Raw genomic sequence first — 17,648 nt, forward strand, 5'->3', positions numbered from 1 at the left:
TATGGCTATCGTTAAAACTGATGTATATACCCTAATGACTTCAAGAAGGAGGCTTCGGTGACATGCCCTTGACGGGCGAGTTGATTTGGCTCACATACACTGTGAACGATTTTTGATTTAACACGAGTAGAACTTCAAGTCGTTGTCTCGTCTGTAAAACAAATCATTCAATCCCGTGTAGCTCTTTCCAGTTTCCTGGATGAACCACGTAGCCGAATAGAGCATGCCCACCATAAACTAGCTCGGTTCCTTCCGGGATCCACAGCATTTGACCTGGGTGCACAAAATGTGTCTCACCGTTTGCGGTCAACTCGAAACAGCCTTCAATCACAAAAATAACCTCATCATAAAGCACCGTCCAAGCCACTTGAGCGCCTTCCCATTTAGCAAAGCCTACGCCAATGTTTGGTGAGATTTCTGGGCTTAACGCTCGGGCTACGTACGCCATTCCCGGCGTATCACCACGAACATTAAAATCTAGGTTTTTACTATCAACGAGTTTGACTTGCTTCATAACTCACTCCGGCTTTGCCATTTTGCTAATTGGATACGCGTTTTTACTCCCATGCCTAAAAAAGGCTCTGGCGGATTCAAACAAGGCATTCCTGTCACTTGCTGTATGTCATCCAATGATTTAGATGTCGCACCAACGACATAGTCAGCTAACAGCGTTCCAGAAATGGTTCCCCACGCAGCACCAACACCATTGTCACAAGCGCTGGCATAAACACCTTCATCTAATTGACCAAAAAAGTTAGTAAAGTTACGAGAGATGGCATATACCCCACCCCATGTGTGAGTAAATGGTACGTCGGCCAGCTCGGGGTAACGCGCCAAAAAGACTTGACGATGATCGTCTCGGATTTGCTCTCTGACTTTATCGTTCATGCTTGAGCCATATTTCGGCACGTGTTTGTAAGTATTTCGGATCAAAATACGTCGATCGGCGGTCATACGTAACGTCGTTCCCGCATGATCTGCTGGAGTTAAACCCCAATTCAGCTCACCTCCGTATCGTTGCATTTCTGCGTCGGTCAATGGACGCGTCCAGCTTGCAAACGTCATCACTGGCAGTAATCTGTTTTTAAGGTAACCAAACTCACGAGTAAAAATGCTGGTGCCAAGTAACAGTTCAGTGGTTTCAACAGAACCACTATCTCCATGTAATACCCAGTAACCGTTTTCTTTACTGAGTTTGCGGATTGGCGAGTTTTCTAACACCTCGACATTCTCTGGAAGGCTTTCCCCTAGCCCACGCACCAGAGCAGCAGGTTGCATTAAATAACCACCTGGCGTGTAAATTGCGCGGCTGTAGTAATTTGTCCCTAAGACTTTCGCCAGCTCACTGCCATTAACATGGAAGTATGGTTCGCCAAGGTCTTTCATTAGGTGCTCAAAGTGATCGAGATACGCTTCACCGCGCGCCCCTACGGCTCCTTGATATTTGCCCTTTGCTGACCACTGACAAGAAATACTGTGCTTCGACACTAAAGTGTCTAGCTGAGCAATCGCAGAACGGTTGAGCGATAATAACTTTTGTTTGTGCTCAGGATCGGGATGCTCAAGTGAAAACTTATGAGGCAAATCGATCACAAAGCCCGAATTTCTCCCTGACGCCCCTTGGCCGATACGTTGCGCATCAATCAGTATAATTCGTGCGTTAGGCTGAAGCTCAGCTAAACGTCTTGCCATAGCTAGTCCAGCGAAACCGGCACCTAGCACGGCATAGTCAGCAGTTTGTTTACCTTTTAACGCTGGTTTTTCTGCAATACTTGGCAACGCATGGTACCAACCACATGTTGCATCATCATTGGGTAAATGAATCATCTTCTTTCTCCGTTACGCTGCTGAAAGTTTCAATGACAATTGATCTAGCCAAGGACTACGTAATGACTGTACTTTTCTTCCTAGCAACGCAAAGCCAAGCATCGTTCCCTCAGGAGAATAAAACGCAGCGGTCAATTCATCTGCCTGACTCTCGATGTACCATTGTCCCAGTTCGTTCGGGGCAACCGGGAAAATAGTGAGTGGAAGAATCGGCGTTTTTACAATCACAGGAGTTGGCGTTAACGAGATTGACGCGACATCGCCTAGCAAGCTTTTCGCTACGGAAGGAATCATTTGATTAATCGGCGCAATATACGGCTGCCAACCTTGCTCCGTTTCAACACAGTCGCCTAGCGAGTAAATATTCTCATCACTCGTCTGGCCGAATTGATTCACTTTAATGCCGCGGCCCACTTCGAGGCCTGCTTGCTCAGCCAGCGATACATTGGGCTTGAGCCCAACCGCGCTTAGCACTAGGTCTGCTTCAATCTGCTTGCCACTGTTTAGATGCAAAACCGCGCTTGATTCGGACCTTGGCTCGATTCTGGCGATACTGTCTTGTAGAGCCCATTGCACGCCTCGATCTGCAAGTGCACTTTGTAATGATTCACCCAACTGTTGCGGGATCAAACGCTCCATTGGCCATTGACCTAACCCGATAACTGTTACTTCATAACCGCTTTCGATCAGGTCATTCGCGAACTCACAGCCAATTAAGCCATCACCTAGGATTGCGATGCGCTTTTTGTCTTGCAGCTCCGCTCTGAAACGCCGGTAATCAACTAAGTCGTTCACACTCATAACACAAGAGCGATCGCCCTCAATTGGGATTTCAATCGGTGATGCACCTGTTGCCAGTACCAAGCGACTGTAGGCGTATTTACCGATGGAGGTATGTAGCGTTGAATTGGCACGATCGATATGTTCAACGCGGGTATGCGGGTAAACGCGGATATTGAGACGGCTTTCCCACTCCAACGCGCTTTCACTTTGTAGCGCGTCGCCGTCTTTATTCATGACCAGTGCATTAGACAAGGCAGGCTTGCTGTACAGTGCGCCATCATCAGCGGTAAAGACGGTGATAGCAACCGTTTCAGATTGCGCTCTAAGTGCCGCTGCCAACTGGTAACCACTGTGGCCACTACCGATGATAACGATAGGGTCAGCTGAAAATATAGGCTGAGTGACTTCAGATGGAAGTGGCTGAGCCGCATTTGGCTGAACAGACGATCCTACCGACACCGAAGACACTGCCGCGACCTCTTCTACTGGCGCATCATCGGTAATTTCGATCATTTCAAAATCGGCCTTACCCACTAAACAGTCAGGACATAACCAATCATCCGGCACATCTTCCCATGCTGTTCCTGGTGCAATGCCATCGGATGGCCAACCTTGTGCTTCATCATAGATTAAGCCGCAAATAATACAGAGCCACTTTCTCATCACTTTTACTCCAACTACCTTGTTCAGAATTTCCGTGTTTACAAACCGCTGTCAGATTTGTAGCGATTCCATCAACCTCGCCCTAGCTTGTGGTCTGAAATCCAAGCCGGTGCGAGGTGATGAAAATCAAGTTACACGGTAGCTATACGTTGCTGTCTTGCTGCAAACGAATGGCAATATTGCGTGTCTGGACATAGCTATAAATCGCTTCTTGTCCTTTTTCTCGCCCAAAACCGGACAAGCCCACGCCACCAAATGGTGTTTCGATACCACCAGCAAACCATTCATTGATGAACACTTGCCCACCACGCAGTTGCTGCGCCACACGCAATGTTTGGTTTAGGCTTTCACCAAAGACACCAGCAACCAGGCCAAAATCGGTGCCATTCGCGATCTCGATTGCTTCTTGCTCAGTTTCAAACGGTGTAATCACCAATACAGGACCAAACACTTCTTCTTGTGCAATGCGCATATCTGGCGTGGCTTCAATCACTGTTGGTGCCACAAAGTAACCCGATAGATCAGGTGCGTAGCCACCCGTCAGGATGTTTGCGCCGTCGGCTTTTGCTTGTTCTATCATTTCAAGCACGCGTGCTTGTTGATCAGCAGATACCAACGGTGTGATGTCCGGCTGGCTTTCGCCTTGGCCAATGGTTAGGCTTTTTGCCATTTCCACTACTGCCGCTTTTACTTCTTCATAACGCTCTTTTTGAATCAGCAAACGAGACATTGCCGAACACACTTGACCAGCGTTAAAGAAAATACCGACCTGAACGCTTTTCAAAAGTGTTTCGAGGTTCGCATCTTTCAGCGCGATAGCAGCCGATTTACCACCCAGCTCCATCACCGATGGAGTAGCGCGTTGCGCTGAATCTTGCAGGATGCGTTGGCCGGTTGGAACGGAACCCGTAAAGACAATTTGATCGACCTCTTGGTGCTGCACCAAATGACTGCCAACGACTGAGCCTTTACCGCATAGAAGGTTAATCGTACCTTTCGGGAAGCCCGCTTTTTCAATCGCTTGAATCAACAGCGTCATGGCAAGTGGGGAAATCTCTGGCGATTTGATCACTACTGCGTTACCTGCGGCTAATGCAGGTGCCAATGAGCGTGCACAAATAGAGACAGGGAAATTCCACGGCACAATCTGCACCGACACGCCAAACGGCACATATTGAGTGAAGTCGACATAGTCTTTACCCAACGGAATTGACGTGCCTTCCAGCTTGTCGGCCATGCCTGCGTAGTATTCAAAGTAACGTGCCGACTCTAAAAACTCATCTTTGGCATCTTGCAAAGATTTCCCATTTTCACGACAGGCAACTAACCCACCTTCATCAACCATTTCACGAATAGCTGCGGCGGCTTTTAACATCCACTCGGTTCTGACGGCTGGACGAACGTCCGAAAGAAGGCCTTGATTGACCACTCGGCGTGCCGCTGCCATTGCGCGATCGGCATCGGTGATAGTGGCTTCTGCAATCGTCGCATACGCTTCGGCTGTGCCAGGATTCATGACGGTCAGCGCTTGCTCTGAATCGCACCATTCACCATCAATATAATTAAGGTAATGCATCATCTTACTGCTCCAGTGCCGCTTTCACTTGCTTTGCCAACCAGGTTTGGAAGAAATGCGTCGGAACATCCATTTCTGGTGAGAACACGCCACCACTAAAGCCAGGTGAGTAACGACCTTCCTGCATACCTTCGACCGCTCCAATATCTTCGCCGAACACGACTCGCCACGACTCAACGGTAGCGGTACGACACGCAGCAAACTCATCTTTCGTTGCTTCATCACCCACATAGAAAACACGTAGGTGCTCAACACTCTTATTCGCAGTGATTGGTTCAATCATCATTGCAAAGGCATGATCGGCTTGAATACCAAGCAACACGTTTGGAAAGAGTGCAACGTATTCTGCATGACGCAGCTTATCTTCTGGCCAGCTTGGAAATTTAGGTAAGTGTGTTCCTGCTGTATCTGAAAGGTTGTACGCGAGACTACCTTGACCAGCAAAGCGCTCTGCAAACATGATGTTGTAGTGATCCTCTAGGCGAGAATAACTGTTCAAACTCGGATGCACCCAAGGTAAGTGGTAAGCCTCGCAGTAGTTTTCTACGGCAAGCTTCCAGTTACTTTTCACTTCGATCTCTAAGTTGCCACCCATGTTCACGCGGCGAAGAAGCCCTAACCCATCTTCACCTAAGAATTGCTGCCAACGTTGCTCTAGTGGCGCGATATGATCTTCAAAGCTTTCTGCATTGCCCGATAAGTTAACGAATACCATGTCCATCCAAACGGCTGAACGAAGTGGCTTAAGGCCGTGTTTTTCACACTTAAATCGATCATCTTTGTGTTTTGCGATACCACCGATGTGTGGTGTGCCTTTTAGATTGCCGTCAAGATCGTACGTCCATGAATGGTAAGGACAGCGAATCATGCCTTGAACTTCGCCTGCCTCATGCACCAGCTTCATACCACGATGACTACATACGTTGTGGAAGACTTGGACTTCACCTTGACGATTTCTCATCATGAGTAGTGGAAGATTCATGAAATCAAGTGGCATCACATAGCCATTTTTAAGCAGGTCTGATGCAAAACCAATGCATACCCAAGTGTTACCAAACACCTGATCACGCTCAAAAGTAAAATACTCTTCGCTGGTGTAGGCCTGATTCGGCATTCCTGTTGCTTCACTGATTGGGTTCAGTACATTATCAACAAGTTCAACAGGAATAATGGTTTGGTTGACATTGCTCATATTCTTATCTCCGAGAGTCGAGTTGCATCCAGTGCGTACAACATCGTGTTGTGTTAGTGGAGATGATTTTGATTAACAAGCCAGCAACAAACAAACGACTTTTTCGCCGGGTTTGGATGAGTTTTTGTCATTCGTGCATTGATCTCAAACAACAAAATGACCTTTTAATTAACAAGGCTCTTCTTGTCATGATTAATACTCATTAACCGATGAGTATTAATCAGTTGAAACACAAAAGCCCTCTCTCTACTCTCTTTCAAAAATTAACAATAACGCAACAAACAATAACGCTAAAACAAACGCACTGTGAGGGATGCCTATGAGAGCAACATCTGGGATATTGAAAGGACTCAATCCGACTGTGACTATCGCATCAAAGATCGTCGTTATCGGTTTTGTACTTTTCTGCGCCATTCTCGCCAACCAAGCGGGTCAATACTTCGAAACGATTTCCGGCATTTTGCTGCAGAATATGAAGTGGTTTTACATCGGACTTGTTTCACTCGTTGTCGGTTTTCTTCTTTATCTTATGGTTAGTCGATATGGACATATTCGTTTGAGTAAAGATGACGAAAAACCAGAGTTTAGTTATTTGTCTTGGGTATCCATGCTTTTTTCCGGAGGCATGGGGATAGGCTTAATTTTCTGGTCGGTCGCCGAACCGATGTGGCATTACGCTGACAACCCATTTACTCAAGGCCTGACCAATGAAGCCGCAACAACATCAATGAAACTGACATTCTTTCACTGGGGTCTACATCCTTGGTCTGTCTTTATCATTGTTGCACTCGCATTAGCTTACTTTTCCTACCGTAAAGATCTGCCTTTTACCCTACGCTCTATCTTGTACCCTTTGATTGGCGATCGTATTTATGGGCCTATCGGGCACACGGTTGATATCCTAACAGTCGCGGTGACTGCTTTCGGTATCTCTCAAACCTTGGGGATGGGAGTTATCCAAATAAACTCTGGTTTGAATCAAGCCTTTGGTCTAGACATTAGTTTGGGGATTCAACTCTTTATTATCGTTTCCCTTTGTACTTGTGCGGTTGCGTCGGTGCTATCTGGTGTAGGGAAAGGTATTCGCCGTTTATCAGAATGGAACATGCTGCTTTCACTCGCACTCGTGCTGGTCGTACTTTATATTGGCCCAACTCGCTATATCTTAAATACGCTACTTGAAAGCACGGGGCTTTATGCACAAAACATTGTCGGTATGAGCTTATGGAGCGATGCACAGAATGACTCTGGCTGGCAAAACTGGTGGACGGCTTATTACTGGCCTTGGTGGATGACTTGGGCACCTTTCGTTGGCATGTTTGTAGCTCGTATCTCTAAAGGACGCACAATACGTGAACTTATCGGTGGCGCATTAATCGTACCTACTCTGATCACGTTTTTATGGATTTCAGTATTTGGTGGTGCAGCGTTGAAGGTAGAGCAAGACGCTCGTGTTGCTCATCAAGAGCAAGTCACTGCGGCACAAGAAGCCAAACAAACACCACCTGCGGATTTTTCTGGCGGCCCAATTCTTGAAGCGACTAAAGCTGATACGACACGCGCTTTGTTTACGCTATTCGACAACCTAGATACAGGTATGTTTGGTAAACTCCTTAGCGTGCTTGCGTGTTTATTACTCGGTACTTATTTCATTACCTCCGCTGACTCAGGTACCTTAGTTCTATGTACCCTCGATGCCGCTGGACACAGTGAGCCTCCTACGTCTATACGCGTATTGTGGGGAATCATGATCGCTGCCATTGCGGGAGTGCTTCTATATGCAGGAGGGTTAAAAGCAATGCAAACGGCCTCAATTATTGCCGGTTTCCCTATCGCGATTTTTATCGCGGTGATGAGCTTAACGCTGTTCCATAGTATTCGACGCGAACCTAAGCCATGGGCAATGCTTCCTGAGCATGTTCACCCAGAGCAAGAGAAACTTGATGGTCCTGTTGAACCGCTTGTTGAAAGCAAAACTGTGGCTTCCGAGCCTATCGCTTCAACATCCTCGCTGAAAGATGATCCCACACTTAATCAGGGACCAGTACTAAGTTAGTGCGTCGTTTCATCAATCAATTAAAAAAGCGGGAACTGGTACTCCCGCTTTTTTAACATGACCAAACTCTGTTATTTTCTCTGCTTATTGATTTAGGCTAAACCTCGATCACCCACCTCATCTGGCAACTGTTGCAAAAGCCACTCTCTAAAACGCTTGACGCTTGCTGGGATTAAACCTCTATTTTTAGGTTCAAGCATAGAGAAATTGGAAGGTGTTGAAAGCACGTGTTCGACTGGTCTAACCAAAGCACCGCTTTGTAAATAGTCGTCCACTAATGACCCCCAGGCTAACGCGATGCCCTGACCATTAATTGCCGCTTGTAACAGCATTGGATAGTTATTGATGTTCATGCGATTACGAGGCGAAATATTTGGCAACCCCACACTCGCAAACCACTGCTCCCAATTCACCCAATCTCTTTGAGACTCTTCCAGATAGAGTAACGTTTTATTGAAGATTTCTTCTGGCTCACTAGGCTGGCCGATTTTCTCTAAATAAAGCGGGCTACACACAGGGAATACTTCTTCTGAAAATAGCGTTGTCACATCCATTTCCGCAGGTGGAGTGCGACAATAAAACAAGGCGATATCGCAATCTAATCGGCGTAAGTCCAACACATTATCTGAGGCCAAAATCCTTATATCGATGTCATCATGTTCATTTTGAAATTGAGCGACCTTAGGCAACAACCACAAAGCGGCCATTGCGTTTGTCGTCGCAACCGTGATCTTTTGTTCGCCCTGCCACTTCTTCACTTCACCCGTGATTTGAGCAATATCGAGCAAAGATTGGCTGACGGCTTGATAATATTGAAGACCTGTAGGCGTTAAGTTAATGCTTCGATTGGCTCTCGTGAACATAGCCTTGCCTAAGTATTCTTCTAATTGTCTAATTTGGCGACTGATAGCACCTTGGGTCACGTTTAGCTCGTCAGCGGCTAACGTAAAACTCAAGTGCCGCGCCGACGCTTCAAACGCAACGAGGCTATTTAAAGGTGGGAGGGGTTTGATTTTCATGTATCTTCCAGTAAGGCAGTATTGTAATTATTTTTATTCCCGGCAATCTTATGTTGCACGTGGATAATGCCATTCTGGACAACACCTCAAAAACGACAATTTATAAATGATAAAAAATAGAGATGAATCATAAATTGTTGTGAGAGCGGCAACCGTATACAGTTTCGTGGCTACAAAGAGCACAAAAAAGAGGAGCAGTTACTCCTCTTATGCCTAGCCTTTTGGTCATTTTCTCCGAGTTAGCCCATTTACCCTATTGCCAATTTAGTGCTCGCGTAACGCGCTTTTTTCTTTCTTGGACTGGCTAAGAAGTACGCCAAAGTAAGAGGCCCTAATCGTCCCATAAACATCATGAAGATGATCACCAACTCACCTGGTTCGGACAAACTGCCCGTTAAGCCTCGCGATAACCCAACCGTACCCAGCGCCGAGACCGCTTCGAACATAATGTCTAACATAGACGCTTTCTCTGTCAGTAACAGCGTGAATATGGCAAACCAAGTCACGCCCACCGAGATCAGAGTCAGCGCCAATGCCTTGCTGATGGTCTCTTTGGGAATCTCACGTTGAAATGCATAGGCTGCTTCATCGCGACGCAAATAACTGTAAGTTGCCAAGACTAACACCATAAATGTCACAACTTTAATGCCACTTGCCGTGCTCAATGATCCACCGCCGATAAACATCAACACCAGAATGATCGCCGTTGTGGCATCTTCCAACTGATCGATAGCCAAAGTATTGAACCCCGCCGTTCTTGGCGTCACCGCTTGAAACCACGATGCCCACCATTTCCCTGCTTCGCTCAAAGGGGCAAGCGTGTTGGGGTTGTCATATTCAATCAGGTAAATCGCAATAAGTGCCACCACGTTAATGATCACCGTGCCTAAGATCATCATTCGACTGTAAACGGTGAATCGGTGCCAACGGCGATTGCGTTTTAAGTCAATCCAAACCGAGAAGCCTAAACCACCAATAATGAACAAACTGGTAATGGTGAAGTTAACGACCGGGTCGTCCACGTAAGGCATTAAGCTATCTGCACTTAACGCAAAACCTGCATTGTTAAACGCACTGATGGTGTAGAAGAAACCATGGAACAAACTGGTTTTCCAGCCCAGCTCTTCACTCCAATAAACGCTCAAAATAGTGAAACCAATAAGTTCAACAAGCAGAGCGAACATCAATACAGATTTAGCGGTGGCAATGAATGTCGACGAGTCAGTTTGGTTAAATGCCTCTCTCGCGACGGCTCGCTCCAAAAAGCCAATTTTTCCGCCCAGAGCCAGCAAGGTCACGATGGCAAACGTCATCAAACCTAGGCCACCACATTGAATCAGGAAAGCAATAACCACTTGCCCAAAAGGCGTAAACGCCGTGCCCGTGTCTACCACAACTAATCCCGTCACCGTAATGGCCGATGTCGCAGTAAACAGGCTTTGAATCCAAGTGATGGGCTCTGTGGTGGCAATCGGCAGTTTGAGTAAGACCGTGCCAAGAATGATCAAGCACGCAAAGCTGAGGCTAAGTATCAATGGCGGTGCGCCCAACAATTTTTTGCCCGCTTTGGGTTTTCGCTCGATTGGGATAATAGAGGGATGCCACAAAACCATGTTACACCAACCTTGGAGCGACGTATTTCAGCTCCGCGCGACTACCACAAAGCAACAGCGTGTCGAACTCATTAAGCACAAACTCATCATTGATATTGGTGTAGAGGGCTTCTTCGCGCTTCACCAATATCGGCTGAATGTTGTAACTGCCTCGGCTGATCAACTTAGAAAGCGGCGTATCGTGCAGATTGGATTTAACGTGGATTTCCACCACATACAAACCATGCCCTATTTCCAAATAGTTGTTCACCATCGGATAGTTGAGTGCCTGCGCGACTCTTACGCCCATCTCCTCTTCCGGATGAATAATGCGTTGTACACCAAGCTTAGACACGATGGTGTGGTGCGCTTTGGTGCTCGCTTTGACCCAAATGGATTTCACACCCAGATTTTTCAGCGCCAGAGTACACAACAAACTGGCTTGCATGTCTTCGCCAATCGCCACCAACACCACATCACTGTTCGCTAGCGCTAATTCTCTGAGTGCACCTTCGTCTGTCGCGTCACATATGACCGCTTGCGTTAACTCTTCGACGTATTTTTCGACGATTTTCGGGTCGCTATCCATCCCCGTTACCGTGTGTCCAAGATGAATAAGTTCTAAGCTGGCGGCAACACCAAATCGCCCTAAACCAATTACTGTAAAGTGAGCCATATCAATCCCTAACTGTGTTTTATGTATAGAAAATGCTAATGCGTTAAGGGCTAGACTGATTTTCCGTCACGAAAAATAGGCAACACGAATCCTGTTCGAGTGCCGACAACCAGCACTAAACCTTGACATTAACGTTGATTAAATTTGGAATTTAGTGGTGCTTGGACGTCTCAAGCACTAAACGATAACCCAGCCCCGGCTCGGTTTTTAAAAGTCGCTGTTCGTCAGCACTATCGTTCAGTTTTTTGCGTAGTTGACTCACTAACACGCGTAAGTAGTGAGTATCTTCGATATGACTTTTTCCCCAAATTACCGATAGCAAATGAGTTTGCTCAATGAGTTTTCCCGGCTTGAGAATCAACTGTTCAATGAAGGAAAACTCTTTCTTGGTGAGTGGAATTTCCCTCTGATCCAACCAAAATTGGTGAGTACTTTTGATGATTTTGACTCGGCCAGCCACCAGCTCATCAGCGACGGCTTGCTCATCCACCAAATCTCGAACCAGCACTTTGATGCGCGCGATGAGCTCTTTTACGCCAAAAGGCTTGCTCAAGTAATCATTCGCGCCCGCTTCTAAAAGGCGGATTTTTTCCTCTTCTTGATCACGAGCTGTCAGCACTAACACTGGCGTTTTATACGTCTGACGAAGCGTAGTGAGGAACTCCGTCCCATCGCCGTCGGGCAAGCCTAAATCTAGCAGAATGACGTGCGGCGAATGCGCTTCGAAACACGCTTTGGCTTCTGCAATGGTACTCGCGCCAATGTAATCAAACCCTTCAGCAGACAGCGAAATTCGAATAAAGGTATGAATGCGAGGCTCATCGTCCACGACTAAAACTTTGTAACTCACGCCTGCTCTGCTCCTTGATTGAGTGGAAGTCGAATGCGGATCAGCGTCCCTTCTGATACTGGCATAGATTGAATCTCTCCTTGGTGTGCGGTGATGATGCCTTTGGCAACCGCGAGTCCCATTCCGGTTCCTGAATCGGCCGATTTGTTGTTCACGCCGGAATAGAAAAGGTTGAATATTTTTTCCGCATCTTCAGCTTTGATGCCAATCCCCATGTCCCGAACATCAATCACGCACGACGAACCCTGCTTAGAAAGTGAAACCTCAACAGATTCATTCTCTGGTGAAAATCGCATGGCATTATCCAACACATTAAAAATCGCTTGTTCGATGAGCGAACGACTTACTGACAAATGACCAACGGAATCATCTATATTCATGGACACTTTCTCGGTGTAATTCGGCAAACGAGAAACCGCATCCCGAACAATATCTGCAATCGACTCGTCTTTTTTGGTAATTTTTAATGTACCGTGCTGGAGCTTAGTCGCCTGTAAGAGGTTCTCGATATATTGATGCAAGCGGTGGCTTTCTGAAGTCGCACTGTCGAGCAATTCTTTACGCTCTAAGTCATTGAGCTTGGGCATGTACTCGTTGAGTGTGGTCAATGTTCCAATAATGGTTGCCAGCGGCGTGCGTAGGTCATGGGACACCGATAGCAGGATGCTGTTTTGCAGCTTGGTTTGTCTTAACTCGCCCTGCTGGCGACGATAAAGATCTGCAAAAGTGCTGGTGATAAATGCCACCACCATAAACACGACTAGATTAAAAATGTCTTCCGGACGAAGCATCTGCAAAGAGTAACGAGGCGTCGTGAAAAAGAAGTTGAAGCTCAACGCTTCGATCACCGCCGCCGCATAAGCGAATCGCGAGTTGCATTGAAACGCCACCACCACAACTGCTAACTGCAAAATCAGCAGGACCGCAGCTGTAGAGCCAAACAATTGGTCCAACAGCCATGAGGCCACAACCGCGCCAACAATCACGATGGCAGAAAAGAGAAATGTGTTATCTCGCCAATGAGCAAACATAAAGTACATCAACCAAAATTCGATGCAGAAACTTTAGCAAAAGCCCATTCGGAGTTCGCGTAAAAAAAGCGTAAAAAATTCAATAACGACAGGCAGTTATAAACATAACCATCATTAAGTTGGCCTAAATCAATGAATAATCACAAGTTAACGTTGCCCATTGACGCCTACTCACTCGGTATAAACGGCAGACACAAAAAAGAGGAGCATTTGCTCCTCTTTCGTGTCGCGTCATATTAGATGACTTGCCGTTGAGCATCACCTTGCTCAGACAAAAAGCCGCCGGTTTGATGCTTCCACAACTGAGCGTAAACGCCACCCAGTTGCAGCAGCTCGTAATGCGAGCCTTGCTCAATGATTTTGCCGTCATCCATTACAATCAAACGATCCATCGCGGCAATCGTTGATAAACGGTGAGCAATCGCAATCACTGTTTTTCCTTCCATCAGAACTTCAAGGTTTTCTTGAATTGCCGATTCTACTTCTGAATCAAGTGCAGACGTTGCTTCATCCATGATCAAAATTGGCGCGTTTTTCAGCAGCACGCGAGCAATCGCCACACGTTGACGTTGACCACCAGACAGCTTCACGCCGCGCTCCCCCACTTCAACGTCATAGCCAACGTTACCTTGCTCGTCTCGTAGAGATTGAATGAAATCATGAGCATGTGCTTTCTCAGCAGCTGCGATAACGGCATCCATTGAAGCATCTGGATCACCGTAAAGAATGTTCTCTTTAATTGAACGATGCAGCAAAGAGGTGTCTTGCGTGATCATACCGATATGTTGGCGCAGCGACTCTTGTTCGACTTGAGAAATGTCCTGTCCATCAATACAAATCTTACCCGTATTTACGTCGTAAAAACGCAGCAACAAGTTAACCAACGTAGATTTACCCGCCCCTGAACGACCGACAATGCCGACTTTTTCGCCCGGTTTGATGGTCAGATTCAAGTTCTCAAATACCGCCTTTTCATCACTGTAGTTAAAACCTACGTGATCAAAGCAGATCTCACCTTGAGAGATTTGCAGAGGCTTGGCATTTGGTATGTCTTTTACTTCAACGTCGTTTGAAATCGTATTAATACCGTCCACTACCGTACCGATGTTTTCAAACAGTGCACTAACTTCCCACATGATCCACTTCGACATTCCTTGTACGCGCAACGCAATACTAATGGCAATCGCAATAGCACCAATAGTTACAGCGTGATCTAGCCATAGATAAACCGAAATGGCACTGATAGACATCAGCAGTAAATAGTTGATGGCATCGACACTAAACAGCAAACAAGTCACCATGCGCATTTGGCGGTAAACCGTCACCAAAAATTGCTTCATGCTGCTTTCTGCGTATTCCAACTCTCGCTGTGAATGAGCGAATAGTTTTACGGTAGAAATGTTGGTGTAAGAATCGACAATGCGCCCAGTCATTACAGAGCGAGCATCCGCTTGCTCTGTCGCTACTTGTTTCATTTTAGGGATAAAGTAGAACTGGATAACCGCGTACATTCCTATCCAAATCACAATAGGCAACATTAGCAAACCATCGGCTTCGCCCATCATCCAAAGCATCGAAAGAAAATAAACGCTGATATAAACCAGTACATCCACCAGCTTCATGACCGTTTCTCGTACCGCTAACGCACTTTGCATCACTTTGGTCGCAACTCGGCCTGCAAAGTCACGTTGGAAAAATCCAACCGCTTGTTTTAGCAAGTAACGGTGAATCAACCAACGGATAGACATCGGGTAGTTACCCAATAACGTTTGGTGCATCACCATTGAGTGGACAAAACCCAGAGCTGGCATCACAACCGCAACTAAGAACAGCATCATTAGCATGCGATCACCCTGATCTTGCCAGAATGTTGCGCGATCTTGATTAGAGAGAATATCGACGAGCTCACCCATATAACGCAACAGCGTCACCTCAGTAATGGCAATAAGCGCACTGAACACAGCCATGACAAGTAAAGGGGCTTCAAAGCCACGAGTGTAAAAGCGACAGAAGCCAAAAAGTGTCTTCGGTGGCTTTTCGGTTTCCATCTGGGGAAAGGGTTGGGTCAGTTTTTCAAACCAATTGAACATAACAACGACTTTAAGTACCGCGAATGAATTTGCGAACGTTTTACTATCTTTTGATACAAAAGTCAGTAAAATACCGAAACAAAAGTTCAAATGATAATAATTACAATTAAGCTTAGCGTTAATCATAATTGTCGGGAATATATTTATGACAAAGAATAACTTACTGACCATCGCGATCCGTAACGCATTGGTCTGTGCTTTGGCACCAACAGCAGCAGTGGTTGCATTCACAGCACAAGCTCAAGAAGACGTTGTACAAGATGACATTATTGCAATGGAGACCATTACGGTCACCGCACAAGCACTTAAAGTAGAAACCCCTGCGGCAGAAACGCCGCGCAGCGTATCTATCATTTCTGAAGATGAACTTCGTGTTCGTGCACCGCAAAAATTGGACGAAGCATTACGCTACACGTCTGGTGTAACCGCTCAGCCTTATGGTGCCGACAACGACACCGATTGGTTCAAAGTTCGTGGATTTGATGCAGCGACTTACCTAAACGGCAACCGCCTCTTCCGCGATGGTTACTACACATGGTTGGTCGAACCTTACGGCCTAGAAAGTGTGGAAGTGGTTAAAGGCCCATCAGCTATTCTGTTTGGTGAATCGGCACCAGGCGGTATCGTGAATGCGGTGCAGAAAAAGCCAACGTTTACGCCTCAAGGCGAAGTAAAAGTCGAAGTGGGCAACAACCAACACCAGTCTGTGGGTTTTGACATTGCTGATGAAGCAAACGACGATGGCACAATCCGCTACCGTTTGGTTGGCCTGATGACAAGCCAAGATGGCGAACTGGACGGCACCAATAACGAGCGTTTTTATCTAGCGCCAAGCGTCGAGTTCGACATTTCTGACCGCACAATGCTGACCGTTTTGGCCACTTACCTTCGTGATGACGGTGTGCCAACCAACCCATTTTTCCCAGCGGCAGGCACTCTGATTGGTTCTAACTTTGGCAAAATCGATCCTTCGACTAACCTTGGTCAGCCAAACTACGATAAATACGAACGCACGCAGTTCTCTCTAGGTTATTTGCTAGAGCACGACATCAATGACACGTGGTCATTCTCTCAAAACCTCAACTACGGCTCCAATGAGTTGTACTTGCGCAGCTCTTACGCATTCTCAAACAACGATCCTGCGAAAGAAGAATTAGCGCAAGGCATCGTATTCCGTGACGGCAAAAACCAGAGCATCACATTCGACAATAACGCTGTCGGCAACTGGATGACTGACAACGCAGAGCACACGGTGCTTATCGGTATGGATCTGCAATTCCACAAAACCGATGGCGACGAGCAGGACAACTACGCGTTTGGCACCATCAACCCGTGGAACCCAGTTTACGGCAACTTCACCCCTCTTGATCCTGCCAACAACGTGAAACGTGAGATTGAGAAATCTCAAGCAAGTGTCTACTCACAATACCAATTGAAACTGCATGAACAGTGGATTGGTAACATCGGTGCTCGTTACGACTGGGTGAAAACAGAAAACTCTGGCAAAGGCGCTACCGTTGACCAAAGTGAATCTCGTGATGATGGTCAGCTCTCTCTAAGCGCGGGTGTGATGTACCTTGCAAGTAATGGATTGTCACCTTACGCAAACTACTCTCAGTCGTTTGAAGTGATCAGCACCATTGATGCGGCAACCAATGAGCTTTACAAACCGCTGGAAGGCGAGCAAGTCGAAGTGGGTGTGAAGTATGAGCCAAGCTTTATGGATGGCTTTATCAACCTAGCATGGTTCGACATTACGCAAAAGAACGCGTTGGTGACCAACCCATCAACATGGATCGCGACACAAACGGGTGAAGTGACTTCTCAAGGTATTGAGCTTGAAAGCACAACACAGCTAACCGACGATCTAAAACTGATGGCAAGCTACACCTATACCAAAGCGAAAACAGATGAGAGCTTTGGCCAAGGTAAAAAACAAGCCGCACTTATTCCTGAGCACCAAGCTTCTGCATGGGTAGACTACAGCGCCTACAGCCTGATTCCAGGCCTCAATATCGGTACTGGTGTGCGCTACGTAGGTAAGTCAAAAGATAACCCTAAGAGCTCGAACCTAACTGTTCCTTCAGTCACTCTTTGGGATGCGTCAGTCACTTACGACATCACTTCACAGTGGCAAGCACAGCTAAACGTGAACAACATTCTGGATAAAGAGTTTGTTTCAGGTTGCGATTACTGGTGTTACTACGGCCAGTCTCGCTCTGTCATGCTAAACGCAAACTACCGCTGGTAATTGAACTTCCTACTCCCCTCTCTTGAGGGGAGTTTTCTCCTG

General features: G+C 46.6%; 13 protein-coding genes and 1 pseudogene. 2 read left to right on the forward strand and 12 right to left on the reverse strand.

The features are described 5' to 3' along the window. Positions 1–163 precede the first annotated feature (163 nt). The 6 genes and pseudogenes from D8S93_RS10630 to D8S93_RS10650 form a co-directional block, all read right to left on the reverse strand. On the reverse strand, positions 164–514 hold the full coding sequence (locus D8S93_RS10630) for an ethanolamine utilization protein EutQ (protein WP_025768531.1): 351 nt from the start codon (positions 512–514) through the stop codon (positions 164–166). After that, positions 511–1,827, reverse strand: coding sequence for an NAD(P)/FAD-dependent oxidoreductase (locus D8S93_RS10635; protein ID WP_074189840.1), 1,317 nt, complete (start codon positions 1,825–1,827; stop codon positions 511–513). The genes D8S93_RS10630 and D8S93_RS10635 overlap by 4 nt, the downstream gene beginning before the upstream one ends. Positions 1,828–1,839: 12 nt before the next feature. Beyond that, the gene (locus D8S93_RS10640) at positions 1,840–3,123 is read right to left on the reverse strand and encodes an NAD(P)/FAD-dependent oxidoreductase (protein ID WP_227483974.1); all 1,284 of its coding nucleotides are present in this window, start codon (positions 3,121–3,123) and stop codon (positions 1,840–1,842) included. Then, positions 3,112–3,273: pseudogene (locus tag D8S93_RS25020) on the reverse strand (rubredoxin); the annotation flags it as partial. The pseudogene D8S93_RS25020 and the gene D8S93_RS10640, both read right to left, overlap by 12 nt. Before the next feature lie 142 nt (positions 3,274–3,415). Continuing rightward, positions 3,416–4,852: an aldehyde dehydrogenase family protein gene (locus D8S93_RS10645; protein WP_046873799.1), complete on the reverse strand. Its 1,437-nt coding sequence runs from the start codon at positions 4,850–4,852 to the stop codon at positions 3,416–3,418. Position 4,853: 1 nt separating this feature from the next. Further along, positions 4,854–6,041 (reverse strand): aromatic ring-hydroxylating oxygenase subunit alpha, encoded by a 1,188-nt coding sequence (locus tag D8S93_RS10650; protein WP_005392447.1) that lies wholly within the window; start codon positions 6,039–6,041, stop codon positions 4,854–4,856. A gap of 319 nt (positions 6,042–6,360) precedes the next feature. Between D8S93_RS10650 and D8S93_RS10655 the strand changes: the two genes are divergently transcribed. Further along, positions 6,361–8,097 (forward strand): BCCT family transporter, encoded by a 1,737-nt coding sequence (locus D8S93_RS10655; RefSeq protein ID WP_152813114.1) that lies wholly within the window; start codon positions 6,361–6,363, stop codon positions 8,095–8,097. A 92-nt stretch (positions 8,098–8,189) separates the two neighbouring features. On the opposite strand, the gene gcvA is transcribed toward D8S93_RS10655, so the two are convergent. The 6 genes from gcvA to D8S93_RS10685 form a co-directional block, all read right to left on the reverse strand. Continuing rightward, on the reverse strand, positions 8,190–9,116 hold the full coding sequence (gcvA, locus tag D8S93_RS10660; RefSeq protein ID WP_047103923.1) for a transcriptional regulator GcvA: 927 nt from the start codon (positions 9,114–9,116) through the stop codon (positions 8,190–8,192). 248 nt (positions 9,117–9,364) lie between these two features. After that, positions 9,365–10,729 carry a TrkH family potassium uptake protein gene (locus D8S93_RS10665; protein WP_152813116.1) on the reverse strand — a complete coding sequence of 455 codons (1,365 nt, stop codon included), beginning with the start codon at positions 10,727–10,729 and terminating at the stop codon, positions 9,365–9,367. Position 10,730: 1 nt separating this feature from the next. Then, positions 10,731–11,384 carry a potassium channel family protein gene (locus D8S93_RS10670; protein WP_152813118.1) on the reverse strand — a complete coding sequence of 218 codons (654 nt, stop codon included), beginning with the start codon at positions 11,382–11,384 and terminating at the stop codon, positions 10,731–10,733. Between the two features lie 151 nt (positions 11,385–11,535). Further along, a complete protein-coding gene (locus D8S93_RS10675; RefSeq protein ID WP_065645694.1) occupies positions 11,536–12,234 on the reverse strand; it encodes a response regulator transcription factor in 699 nt (232 codons plus the stop codon). Continuing rightward, on the reverse strand, positions 12,231–13,274 hold the full coding sequence (locus D8S93_RS10680) for a DUF4118 domain-containing protein (protein WP_227483975.1): 1,044 nt from the start codon (positions 13,272–13,274) through the stop codon (positions 12,231–12,233). The genes D8S93_RS10675 and D8S93_RS10680 overlap by 4 nt, the downstream gene beginning before the upstream one ends. A 227-nt stretch (positions 13,275–13,501) precedes the next feature. Then, positions 13,502–15,355 carry an ABC transporter ATP-binding protein gene (locus D8S93_RS10685; protein ID WP_145535643.1) on the reverse strand — a complete coding sequence of 618 codons (1,854 nt, stop codon included), beginning with the start codon at positions 15,353–15,355 and terminating at the stop codon, positions 13,502–13,504. 145 nt (positions 15,356–15,500) lie between these two features. Here D8S93_RS10685 and D8S93_RS10690 point away from each other — a divergent pair, with 145 nt between their 5' ends. Further along, positions 15,501–17,606: a TonB-dependent siderophore receptor gene (locus D8S93_RS10690; RefSeq protein ID WP_152813122.1), complete on the forward strand. Its 2,106-nt coding sequence runs from the start codon at positions 15,501–15,503 to the stop codon at positions 17,604–17,606. Positions 17,607–17,648: the final 42 nt, after the last annotated feature.

Source organism: Vibrio sp. VGrn 2 (genome assembly GCF_009361695.1).
Classification (GTDB): domain Bacteria; phylum Pseudomonadota; class Gammaproteobacteria; order Enterobacterales; family Vibrionaceae; genus Vibrio; species Vibrio diabolicus.